Source organism: Pseudomonas azerbaijanorientalis, assembly GCF_019139795.1.
GTDB classification, from domain to species: domain Bacteria; phylum Pseudomonadota; class Gammaproteobacteria; order Pseudomonadales; family Pseudomonadaceae; genus Aquipseudomonas; species Aquipseudomonas laurylsulfatiphila.
Genome location: NZ_CP077078.1, coordinates 2,858,546 through 2,870,090 on the forward strand (window position 1 = coordinate 2,858,546; position 11,545 = coordinate 2,870,090).

At 61.7% G+C, this 11,545-nt stretch carries 11 protein-coding genes; 9 read left to right on the forward strand and 2 right to left on the reverse strand.

Going from position 1 to position 11,545, the window contains the following annotated elements; translation table 11 throughout:
- Positions 1–113 precede the first annotated feature (113 nt).
- Genes KSS91_RS12705 through KSS91_RS12720 form a run of 4 tightly spaced genes read left to right on the forward strand, consistent with a single transcriptional unit; the run spans position 114 to position 2,978 of the window.
- On the forward strand, positions 114–896 hold the full coding sequence (locus KSS91_RS12705; RefSeq protein ID WP_102699700.1) for an ABC transporter permease: 783 nt from the start codon (positions 114–116) through the stop codon (positions 894–896).
- A complete protein-coding gene (locus KSS91_RS12710; RefSeq protein WP_217838181.1) occupies positions 896–1,744 on the forward strand; it encodes an ABC transporter ATP-binding protein in 849 nt (282 codons plus the stop codon). Before KSS91_RS12705 ends, KSS91_RS12710 begins: the two co-directional genes overlap by 1 nt.
- Positions 1,741–2,703 (forward strand): HEAT repeat domain-containing protein, encoded by a 963-nt coding sequence (locus KSS91_RS12715; RefSeq protein WP_217838182.1) that lies wholly within the window; start codon positions 1,741–1,743, stop codon positions 2,701–2,703. Before KSS91_RS12710 ends, KSS91_RS12715 begins: the two co-directional genes overlap by 4 nt.
- Entirely contained in the window at positions 2,700–2,978 is a 279-nt protein-coding gene (locus tag KSS91_RS12720; protein ID WP_217838183.1) for a DUF971 domain-containing protein, read from the forward strand. Before KSS91_RS12715 ends, KSS91_RS12720 begins: the two co-directional genes overlap by 4 nt.
- Before the next feature lie 69 nt (positions 2,979–3,047).
- Here the strand turns inward: KSS91_RS12720 and KSS91_RS12725 are convergent, their stop codons facing one another.
- Entirely contained in the window at positions 3,048–3,767 is a 720-nt protein-coding gene (locus tag KSS91_RS12725; RefSeq protein ID WP_217838184.1) for an AAA family ATPase, read from the reverse strand.
- Between the two features lie 651 nt (positions 3,768–4,418).
- Between KSS91_RS12725 and KSS91_RS12730 the strand changes: the two genes are divergently transcribed.
- The 5 genes from KSS91_RS12730 to KSS91_RS12750 all read left to right on the forward strand — a co-directional run bounded on the left by KSS91_RS12730 (position 4,419) and on the right by KSS91_RS12750 (position 10,758).
- Positions 4,419–4,583, forward strand: coding sequence for a hypothetical protein (locus KSS91_RS12730; RefSeq protein WP_217838185.1), 165 nt, complete (start codon positions 4,419–4,421; stop codon positions 4,581–4,583).
- Positions 4,584–5,026: 443 nt separating this feature from the next.
- Positions 5,027–5,644, forward strand: coding sequence for a transcriptional repressor LexA (gene lexA, locus KSS91_RS12735; protein WP_217838186.1), 618 nt, complete (start codon positions 5,027–5,029; stop codon positions 5,642–5,644).
- Complete coding sequence (gene imuA / locus KSS91_RS12740) at positions 5,644–6,261, forward strand: translesion DNA synthesis-associated protein ImuA (protein ID WP_217838187.1); 618 nt, start codon at positions 5,644–5,646, stop codon at positions 6,259–6,261. The genes lexA and imuA overlap by 1 nt, the downstream gene beginning before the upstream one ends.
- Positions 6,262–6,268: 7 nt before the next feature.
- On the forward strand, positions 6,269–7,684 hold the full coding sequence (locus tag KSS91_RS12745) for a Y-family DNA polymerase (RefSeq protein WP_217838188.1): 1,416 nt from the start codon (positions 6,269–6,271) through the stop codon (positions 7,682–7,684).
- Positions 7,660–10,758: an error-prone DNA polymerase gene (locus tag KSS91_RS12750; protein WP_217838189.1), complete on the forward strand. Its 3,099-nt coding sequence runs from the start codon at positions 7,660–7,662 to the stop codon at positions 10,756–10,758. Before KSS91_RS12745 ends, KSS91_RS12750 begins: the two co-directional genes overlap by 25 nt.
- A gap of 120 nt (positions 10,759–10,878) precedes the next feature.
- Here the strand turns inward: KSS91_RS12750 and KSS91_RS12755 are convergent, their stop codons facing one another.
- Positions 10,879–11,541 (reverse strand): flavin reductase family protein, encoded by a 663-nt coding sequence (locus tag KSS91_RS12755; RefSeq protein ID WP_217838190.1) that lies wholly within the window; start codon positions 11,539–11,541, stop codon positions 10,879–10,881.
- Between the last annotated feature and the right edge of the window lie 4 nt (positions 11,542–11,545).

Here is an 11,545-nt window from a genome sequence, read left to right on the forward strand (position 1 = left end):
GGGAGCGGGCTTGCTCGCGAAAGCGGTGGGTCAGTCGACATCAATGTTGAATGTCCGACCGCTTTCGCGAGCAAGCCCGCTCCCACAAGGGTCCAGGGTTGTGAGGAAGAATTGTGTACCGATCATTTTTACGCTGGATTCCCAGAGCCGCTTCACTGCTGCTCTGCCTGCTGTTCTGGCAACTCGCCGCCAGCCACCACTGGAACCTCGGCCTGGTGACCTTCGCCAACGTCCCGACACCCTTGGCGGTCATTGAAGCCGCCCTTGGCCTGGGCGACTCGGGCAAACTCGCCCAGCATCTGGGCAGCAGCCTCGGCCGGGTATTCGCCGGCTACCTCGCGGCGCTGATCATAGGCGTCGCCCTGGGCCTGGCCATCGGTCGCTCGAAATGGGCCGAAGATCTGTTGCTGCCGCCCCTGGAAGTCCTGCGGCCGATTCCGGCCGTGGCCTGGATTCCCCTGGCGATCCTGATGTTTCCCTCGTCGGAACTGTCGATGGTGTTCATCACCTTCACCGGCGCCCTGTTCCCGATCCTGCTCAACACCGTGCATGGCGTCGAAGGCGTCGACCCACGGCTGATCGCCTCGGCGAAAAGCCTCGGGGCAGGGCGCCGGGCCATCCTCCTGGAGGTCGTTCTGCCGGGCGCGGCGCCGAGCATCATCACCGGCCTGGCCATCGGCATGGGCACCTCGTGGTTTTGCCTGGTGACGGCGGAAATGATCTCCGGTCAATTCGGCATCGGCTATTACACCTGGGAGTCCTACACCATCCAGAACTACGCCGACATCGTCGTCGGCATGTTGCTGATCGGCGTGCTCGGCATGGGCAGCAGCCTGTTGATCAAGCGCCTGGGCGGGCTGTTCACGCCTTGGCATCGACCACGAGGAAAAGCCTGATGAGCGTTTTTCAACACCTGGAAGGACGTATCGATATCCGCGGGTTGTCGATCAGCCTGGGCGAGGGCCACGGGGTTTTCGAAGCGGTGCAGGGCCTCGACTGCCAGATCGAGCCGGGGCAGTTCGTGTGCATCCTCGGGCCGTCCGGTTGCGGTAAATCCACCTTGCTCGGCGCGCTGGCCGGCCACCTGCAACCGCGCACCGGCAGCTTGAGCGTGGATGGCGCGCCGGTGTCGGGGCCATCGCCACAACGGGGCATGGTGTTCCAGCAGCACACACTGTTTCCCTGGCGCACGGTGCGTGACAACGTGGCGTTCGGCCTGAAAATGCGTGGCGTCGGCAAGGTCGAACGGCTCAAGGCAGCGGATGAAATCCTCGCCCTGGTGGGCCTCGAAGGTTTTGCCGGGCGCTGGCCCGACCAACTGTCCGGCGGCATGCAGCAGCGGGTGGAAATCGCCCGGGTGCTGGTCAACCGTCCGCGCCTGTTGCTGATGGACGAGCCCTTCGGCGCCCTCGATGCCCTGACCCGGTTGAACATGCAGGAACTGCTGCTGGACATCTGGACGCGCATCCGCACCACCGTGGTGTTTGTCACCCATGACATCGACGAAGCGCTGTTCCTCGCCGACCGCTTGCTGGTCATGAGCTCGCGCCCCGGGCGAATCATCGAAGACCTGCGCCTGGACTTCCCCCGGCCGCGCAGCACGGAGCTGATGACCCGCCCTGAATTTTCGCATCTGAAGCGCCATTGCCTCGAACTCCTGCGGCACGAAGACGGCCGGCAACTGCCGCGCCTGAACCCGCTCGGACTTCCCCCTGAAAACAAACTGCCGCGATTTGCCCTATGACCTCACTATTCGATGTAACCGATAACGACGACATTCTTGCCCTGCAACCGCGCCTGACCGATGACGACCCCGGCGTGCGCCGGATCGCGCTGATCGAGCTGGCCGATCTCGAGGAGCCGGACGGCCTGCAGTGGTTGATCGATCGACTGGCCGAAGACCCGAGTGCAGACGTTCGCGCCGAAGCCGCCCGGTTGCTGGAAGCCTGGGAGGACGCGCCCGTGGTCGAAGCCTTGTGCCAAGCCCTGACGGATCCATCCCCGGCGGTGCAGGCGGCCGCTGCGCAAAGCCTCAGCCTGCTCAAGAGCGAAGCGGCGGGCCGGGTCATTCTGCCGTGGACCGGGCACGCCGACAGCGGCGTACGCATTGCCGCGTTCCGGGCGTTGCGCGAGTTGCGCTGCCCCGATGCCGCCGCAGCAGCTGCCGCTGCATTGGACGATGAAAGCGCCAGCGTGCGCCGCGAGGCGGTGGGCGTACTCGGCTGGCTCAAGCAACTTGATGCCTTGCCGGCACTGGCGCGACTGGCCAGCGCCGACCCGGACACCGACGTGCGGCGGGCCGCCACCGGGGCGCTGGGCCTGGCGTCTGACGCCCAGGTGCTGCCGGCCCTGCGTCAGGCCTTGCGGGACGATGCCTGGCAAGTCCGCGAAGAAGCCGCCACCACCCTGGGCAAAGTCGGCCACCCCGACGCCGGCCCGGCCCTGGTCGACGCCTTGGGCGACGATTACTGGCAGGTGCGTCTGCGCGCCACCCGCAGCCTCGGTCGCTTGCGTTATGGACCGGCGCTCGAAGCGCTGATCGACACCCTCGGCCATCGCATCAGCAACCTGCGCAAGGAAGCCGCGCTGGCCCTCGGTGACCTGAGCGACCCACGGGCCATAGCGCCATTGCAGGCCGCGCAACACGACGGCGACCCTGAAGTGCGCAAGGCCGTGCGCATTGCCTTGAGTCAACTGCAATGAATCCGCTGGCGGTGGGTAATTCGCAGAGTAGGCAGCAGCTGCGATTGAACTGGCCCGATGGTCGCGAACAGTGGCTGGACCACGCCGAACTGCGTCGTCAGTGCCCATGTTCGCAGTGCCGGGCCTTTCGTCTGCGGGGGATGGCGCCGATGGTGGATGCCCGGGTGCGGGTAATCGAACTGAACCCGCAGGGCTATGGCCTGCAACTGGTCTTCAGCGATGGGCATGAGCGGGGGATTTATCCGTGGGCGTATCTGGCTGGACTTACCGACTGAATCGAATTCCATTCCTCATCGGCAGTTGTCGCGATCTGCGGCAGCTCCCCCGTTTGCGCTTCCAGTGGCTTATGTGGCGAATACAGGTTCAGTAACGGCTCGGATAAACGCATCGTCCACAGTCTTTACTCCATACTTTTGCATGAACTCTCTGCCGTTGTTAAAGCGATTGAAGCGTTTCTGGCTGATCATATAAAAATAATCACAATGGTTGATTATCTCCTCAACATTGTGCGAGGAAACCAGAATGGCGGTGCCCTCCCTGGCAGCGCCGTGAAGACATTGCCAAATATAGTGGCGAAATTCTGGATCTACACCGGCAGTAGGTTCGTCGAGAATCACAAAGTCTGCAGATATTGAAAGAAGAGAAAGAGTAAAGAACCAGCGTGTCTCTCCGTAGCTGCATAGCGATGATTTTTTGTTCCATATGTCTTGGTATCGGTCAACTATCGCTGGGCTCCAGGTACTTAGTTTTTTCAGGGTTTTATCTTGCGTCATGGGCTCGTTTGATGACAGCGCAGATACCATCTTAAAGATGTCACGCATGCGCAGCGGTGGGGGCGTGGAGATGATTTGGGAAAGGTATAAAAAACGACTGAAGTCGTTTTTTATGAAGCCGGATTTTGCTTTTTTAAGGTCGCAGACGATATCGAAAAAAGTTGTTTTTCCAGAACCGTTGGGCCCCAGAATGCCGACAATGTCACCTTGAGCAACCTCAAGAGATGCTTGGGTTAAGAGGGGAGTGTCTGTATAGGAGAAGTCAATGTTCTGCGCCGTGAATTTTTTCATCAGTACCGGCTCCATACGGGATTGATTCTTAGGTGTTTGAACGTTTTGTACAGTGCAAAAATAAACAAAAGAACTATTGCGGCTGTGATGAGTTTGTTGGATTCAAGGCCTTGTTCCATTATTTGGCTTGCAAGTGTCAGTGGGTTTGCGAGGTTCAATACGTCGGTGATGGGGGTTGGTCTGCTGGCACTCATTACTCCGAGGATCAACATGCAGAACGAAAAAATGGAAAGCAAAGTGTTCGAGTTTTGAAAATTGATCGGTAGCAATGAGAAGGCAGCCCCGAGAGTGCAAAACATGATAAAGCAGATGTAAAAGCGTAGTGCGAGATTCAGTAGTTCATCGAAGGCGTAGTTTCCAAATGGAAATTTGGTCGTCAAGTAAAAGGTTGTGCAATAAGATATTGATATTAGCGAGTAGGCAATGAAGTGGGATAAAAGAAAAATCAGTTTTGATTCCCTGGAGTAAATAAATGATCGGGTGAATCCGCTTTCCCTTCTTCCAATTATGTAAAAGGCGAATCCGAATAATGCGACACTTGAAGATATGTAGGCATAAAACCATGCCGAAGTCGTAATGTAATTGCTGGAGAAATAGTTGGGGTCTTGCCTGGTTGTTGCGAAAAAATAGAACATTGCACAAGGGGATATCATGATCCAGAAAAAGGCGATGGGTTCTTTTAGTTGTTCTTTGATGAATATGGAGGTTAGGGAGAATACTCTGGGTAAAATGTTTTTAGTCATTGAATGGTATCGCCCTGAGGTTGTTGTTTTTCAGTTCGCTTTCGTTTGTGGTTTGCTGTCTGGCATTGATTAGTTGATTTTGGCGTTGGGTGCAAGTGATGTGGTAGGGGGGTTCTTATGGTTTTTTAAGATGTTTCCTACATGTGATTAGGACGCTTAATGGTTCGGTTTGCTTTTAGTGGAAGTGGGTTCAAATGTGGATTCGTGGAATTCCTTTTTGAAACGGTGTTTTAGTTTTCGGCACAGAGAAATGATCTTGCTATGTTGAGTGAGATATTTCTGTCGGAGTCAGTGCGCGTTTTGTACTTTTTTATGGATTTTTATTTTCTTCAAATGCTGATTTTTTTAGAAAGGCGACGAGCGGCAGGTTTTATCCGTGGACTCACTGGCTGAACCTGCCTCCTGCAGGAGCTGCCGCAGGCTGCGATCTTTTTGCTCTGGTCCCAAGAGATCGCAGCCTCGTTTCACTCGACAGCTCCTGCAAGTCCTTGCCAGGAAAAAGCCAAAAGAGTACAAATGTACTCCATGACGACTCTGACTCCCCGCCGTACCGCCATCCTGACTTTCATCCGCGATCGCATCGCCGAGCACGGTCAGCCTCCGAGCCTCGCTGAAATCAGCGAGGCGTTCGGTTTCGCCTCCCGCAGCGTGGCGCGCAAGCATGTGCTGGCGCTGACCGAAGCCGGGTTTATCGAGGTCAACCCGCATCAGGCCCGGGGCATTCGCCTGCTCGGGCAGCCGCCGCGTCCCGAGTTGCTGGACATCCCGGTGCTTGGTCGGGTGGCGGCCGGTGCGCCCATCGGGGTCGATGCGCAAATCCATAGCCGCTTGCTGCTCGATCCGTCGATTTTCTCGCGGGTGCCGGACTACATGTTGCGGGTACGAGGTGATTCGATGATCGAGGACGGTATTCTCGACGGCGATCTGGTAGGCGTGCACCGCAACCCCGAGGCGCTCAACGGCCAGATCGTCGTGGCGCGTCTCGACGGTGAAGTCACCATCAAGCGCTTCGAGCGGGTCGGTGAGGTGGTTCGCCTGCTGCCGCGCAACCCGGCCTACCAGCCGATCATTGTGAACGCCGATCAGGACCTGGCCATCGAAGGTGTGTTCTGTGGCCTGGTGAGGCAAGGCTGATGGGTGCCGTCGTTGCGCTGGATACGCTGTTCAATGGCGGCCAGGTCTGGAGGGGCCGGCCTGCGCCGCCGGCCGCCAGCCCGCAGCCTACCGGGCACGCCGCGCTGGACGCGGCATTGCCCAGCGGCGGCTGGCCGGAGGCGGCGTTGACGGAAATCCTGCTGGCCGGGCAGGGCGTGGGCGAGTTGCAACTGGTGTGGCCGACGCTGGCACGGCTGTCGGCGGCGGGCGAACGCATCGTGCTGGTGGCGCCGCCTTATGTGCCGTATCCCCAGGCGTGGCAGGGCGCGGGGGTCGATCTGCGTCAGTTGTCGATCATCCGGGCCAGCGAGCGCGATGCGCTGTGGGCCGCGGAACAATGCCTGCGTTCGGGCAGTTGCGGCGCGGTGCTGTGCTGGCCGTACAAGGCCGATGACCGCGCCTTGCGCCGTTTGCAGGTGGCGGCGGAAACCGGCCAGACCCTGACCTTCGCCTATCGTCCCCTCAGTGAAGCGATCAACCCTTCGCCGGCGGCCCTGCGCATCGCCATCGATGCCCGGCCGGCACAACTGCGCGTGCTCAAGTGCCGCGGCGGCCTGGCCCGTTCGGCGCCGATTGCCTTCGCCGTGGGGCATTGAGGTTGCCATGCGCTGGGTCTGCATTGTTTTCCCGCAATTGGCGCTGGACGCGGTATTGCGTCAGCGCGCCGATCCCGATGAACCCCTGGCGTTGCTGACCGGCCCGGCCCAGCGCCGGGTGCTGCAGGCCGTCAACGCTGCGGCGCGGGCGCTGGGTTTGCGTCCCGGCCAGTCCATGAGCGCGGCACAGGCCTTGAGCAAGGGTTTTGCCACGGCTGAATACGACGCCAGTGAAATCGAACGCTGGCAGCAGTTTCTCGCCGCCTGGGCCTATCGCTTCAGTTCCCAGGTCAGCGTGCATTACCCCCGGGCCCTGGTGTTCGAGATCGAGTCCAGCCTCGGCCTGTTCGGCGCCTGGCCGCAATTCGAAGCGCTTTTGCGCCGTGAGCTCGGCGAACTGGGGTTTCGGCACCGCATCGTGGCCGCGCCCAACCCGGTGGCGGCGCGGGTGCTGGCCAATGCCTATGACGGCCTGGTGGTAGCGGATGATCAAGCCTTGCAGCATCACCTGGGGCAGATGCCCGTCGAGCGGATCGGCCTCGAAGCACAGGTTGCCACGGCCTTGTCGCGCATGGGCCTGCGCACCTTGAGCCAGGTGCAGGCGTTGCCCCGGCAGAGCCTGGCCCGGCGTTTCGAGGCCCAGGTGCTCAAGCATCTGGATGCGTTGCTTGGCACGCGGCGGCTGGCGCTGGCGTTTTACCTGCCGCCGGACCGCTTCGATGTGCGTATCGAGCTCAATTTCGATGTGCAGTCCCACCAAGCCCTGCTGTTTCCGTTGCGCCGGTTGACGGGCGACCTGTCGGCGTTCCTCTGCGGTCGCGACAGCGGCGTACAGCGTTTCGACCTGCATCTGGAGCACGCCGGGTTGCCGGACACGCTGATCAAGGTCGGCCTGCTCAGCGCCGAGCGTGATCCGGCGATGCTCTTCGAGCTGGCCCGGGGGCGGCTGGAGCAAGTCCAGGTCGAGGCGCCGGTGCGCGGTTTTCGCCTGTGTGCCGAGGATTTGCCGACCTTCGTGCCCCAGCATCAGGAACTGTTCGACGATCGCCCGCAGCAGTCCTTGCCCTGGGAGCAACTGCGCGAACGCCTGCGCGCACGGCTGGGGGATGACGCGGTGCATGGCTTGCGCTTCCAGGCCGATCATCGCCCCGAGTGCGCGTGGCAGGCCAGTGCCGACAGCCAGCCGTGCGCAGCGCTGGGCGCCGTGAAGCGGCCGGGCTGGCTGCTGACCGAACCGCTGGCCGTGCACCAGGGCTCGGCGCGCATCCTCATGGGGCCGGAGCGTATCGAGTCCGGCTGGTGGGACGGTGACGACGTACGCCGTGACTATTACCTGATCGAAACCCGTGCCGGCCAACAGGGCTGGGCCTACCGGGCGGTCGGCGAGGAAGGCCCGTTGTGGTTGCAGGGCTGGTTCGCATGAGCCGCGACTATGCCGAATTGCACTGCCTGTCGAACTTCAGCTTCCAGCGCGGTGCCTCCAGTGCCCTCGAGCTGTTCCAGCGCGCGAAAAAACAGGGTTACCAAGCCCTGGCGATCACCGACGAATGCACCCTGGCGGGCATCGTTCGTGCCTGGCAAGCGGCGAAGTCCGTGGAGTTGCCGCTGATCATCGGCAGTGAAATACGCATCGAGAACGGTCCGAAACTGGTGCTGCTGGTGGAGAGCCTCGAGGGCTATCAGGCGCTGTGCCGATTGATCACCCGCGCCCGGCGCCGCACGCACAAAGGCCAGTATCAGGTGCTGCGCGAAGATTTCGGCGAACCGTTGCCGGGGCTGTTGGCGTTGTGGGTGCCGGACGCTGTCGATGCCTTTGCACAGGGCCACTGGCTCAAGCAGGTCTTCGGCGAACGCCTGTGGCTGGCGGTGCAGTTGCATTGCGGTCAGGACGATGGGCAACGCCTGAACGATTTGCTCATACTGGCTCGGGAACTGCGAATTCCCGCCGTGGCCAGTGGCGATGTGCACATGCACGCACGCGGGCGCCGGGCCTTGCAGGACACCATGACCGCGATCCGTCACCACCTGCCGGTGGCCGATGCCGGGTTGCGCCTGCATCCCAACGGCGAGCGCCATCTGCGCAGTCTCGATGTGCTGCAGGCGCTTTACCCACCAGACTTGCTGTCGCAAACGCTGGTCATTGCCCAGCGCTGCACCTTCGACCTCGGCCAGTTGCGTTATCAATACCCCCGCGAACTGGTGCCGCAAGGGCACTCGGCCACCTCGTGGCTGCGTCATTTGACCGAGGAAGGCATCGAGTGGCGCTGGCCAAAAGGGCCGAAAAACGAAGTGTTGGTGCAGATCGATAAAGAGCTGCAACTGATCGCCGAACTGGGCTATGAAAGTTATTTCCTGACGGTCCACGACATCGTCCGCTTTGCCCGCCAGCAACAGATTCTTTGTCAGGGGCGTGGTTCTGCGGCCAACTCGGCAGTGTGCTTCGCCCTGGGGATCACCGAAATCGATCCGGATCGCACCACGTTGCTGTTCGAGCGCTTTCTGTCCAGGGAACGTAACGAACCGCCGGACATCGACGTCGATTTCGAGCATGAACGCCGCGAAGAAGTCTTGCAGTACGTGTTCCTGCGTTATGGCCGGGCCCGCGCCGCGCTGACGGCGGTGGTCAGCACTTACCACGCCGCCGGTGCGGTACGGGATGTGGCCAAGGCATTGGGCTTGCCGCCGGACCAGATCAACGCCCTGGCCGATTGCTGCGGTCACTGGAGCGATGAAACGCCCCCCGTCGAACGCCTGCGTGAAGGTGGCTTTGACCCGCAGAGCCCGGTGCTGCACCGGGTACTGAGCCTGACGGGGCAGTTGATCGGCTTCCCCCGGCATTTGTCCCAGCACCCCGGTGGTTTCGTGATTTCCGAGCAGCCGCTGGACAGTCTGGTGCCGGTGGAAAACGCCGCCATGGCCGAGCGCACCATCATCCAGTGGGACAAGGATGACCTCGACGCAGTGGGCCTGCTCAAGGTCGATATCCTGGCGCTGGGCATGCTCAGCGCGATTCGTCGATGTTTCGATCTGCTGCGCCGGCACCGGGGTCTGGACCTGAGCCTGGCGACCATCCCGCCCGAGGATGCGGCCACCTACGAAATGATCGGTCGGGCCGACACCATCGGCGTGTTCCAGATCGAGTCCCGGGCGCAGATGTCGATGTTGCCGAGGCTCAGGCCCAAGACGTTTTACGATCTGGTGATCGAGGTCGCCATCGTTCGGCCGGGGCCGATCCAGGGCGGCATGGTGCACCCGTACCTGCGGCGACGGAACAAGGAAGAGCCGGAGGCGTATCCGTCGCCGGAACTGGAAGTGGTGCTCAAGCGCACCCTTGGCGTGCCGCTGTTTCAGGAGCAGGTGATGCAGATCGCCATTGTCGCCGCCGACTACAGCCCCGGCGAGGCCGATCAGCTACGCCGCTCCATGGCCGCATGGAAACGCCACGGCGGGCTCGAGCCGCACAAGGAGCGGCTGGCCGCCGGCATGAGGAAAAACGGCTACACCGCCGAGTTCGCCGCGCAGATCTTCGAGCAGATCAAGGGCTTTGGCAGCTACGGTTTTCCCGAGTCCCATGCCGCCAGCTTTGCCTTGCTGACTTACGCCAGTTGCTGGTTGAAATGCCACGAGCCGGCGGCCTTTGCCTGTGCGCTGATCAACAGCTGGCCGATGGGGTTCTACAGCCCGGACCAGATTCTGCAGGATGTTCGGCGTCATCATTTGCAGGTTCGCCCGGTGGACGTGCGCGCCAGTGACTGGGATTGCAGCCTGGAACCGATCAGCGGTACGCAACCGGCGCTTCGCTTGGGGCTACGCATGATCAAGGGCTTTCGCGAGGACGATGCCCGCCGCATCGAAGCGGCCCGTTCGCAAGGCGCGTTCGCCGACATCGCCGACCTCGGCGAGCGGGCGCGGCTCGATGCCCGCGCCCAGGAGCAACTGGCCGATGCCGGCGCGCTGCGTGGCCTGGCCGGCGACCGCCACCGGGCACGCTGGGAAGTGGCCGGGGTACAAAAGCAGCTGGGGTTGTTTGCCGGCCTGCCGCGCCAGGAGGAAGACGCGGTGGCGTTGCCCAAACCCACCGTGGGCGAGGACCTGCAAGCCGATTACGCCAGTGTCGGCACCACCCTCGGGCCGCATCCGCTGGCCCTGTTGCGTGGTGAGTTGAAGGCGCGGCGCTGCCGCAGTTCGAAAGAGCTGCTGGACGTCGAGCACGGTCGGCCGGTCAGCGTCGCCGGGCTGGTCACCGGCCGGCAACGCCCGGCCACCGCCAGCGGCGTGACTTTCGTCACCCTCGAGGACGAATTCGGCAACGTCAACGTGGTGGTGTGGCGCGACCTGGCCGAGCGCCAGCGCCAGGTGCTGGTCGGCTCGCAGTTGCTCAAGGTCGACGGGCGCTGGGAGAAGGAGGGCGAGGTCCGGCATCTGATAGCCGGGCGCTTGAGTGACCTGAGTGCGTTGCTCGATGGCATCACTGTGCGTAGCCGGGATTTTCACTGACGCCGCAAGCCTGTGGGAGCGAGCTTGCTCGCGATGACGGTTTTACAGTCAACATCTGCGCTGCCTGACAGACCGCTATCGCGAGCAAGCTCGCTCCCACAGGGTTTGTGTTAATGCCTGCTATTTGGCCAGTGGCCAAAACCGCTCGCCACCGCCCGGTGCATCCGTCCACGCCTGTAACGAGCGAGTCGGCAAATCGAAGTAATCCCGCGTGCGCGCATAGCCATGCCCACCCATGCGGCCGATCGCATCAAGCCCCAACTGATCGATGTACAGGGTTTTCGGGTCGATCAGTTCGTCACGCACATGCGCCATCAGCACTTCACCAAAGATGATCTCCCGGGATTGGCCGATGGACAGCGCCATCATCCGCCGGCACTCCAGCACCACCGGGGCTTCGCCGATGCGCGGGCATTTGACCGTGGTGCCGGGGATGGCGGTGAGGCCGGCGGCGGTCAGTTCATCGAAGCCGGGGGCGAAGGGCACGGCACAGACGTTCATGGCCTCCACCAGCGCGTCGCTGACGATGTTCACGGTGAATTCCTGATTGAGCTGGATATTGCGGGTGGTGTCCTTGGGGCTTTGGTCGCCGTAGTTTTCCACGCCAAGGGCGAGGATGGGCGGATCGGCCGACAGCGCATTGAAAAAGCTGAACGGCGCCGCGTTGATCCGGCCTTCGCCGTCGACGGTGGTGACCAGGGCAATCGGTCGTGGCACGACGCTGCCGATCAGAATCTTGTATTTGTCCCGTGGACTCAGTGTGCTGAAGTCAAAGCTTTGCATAGGC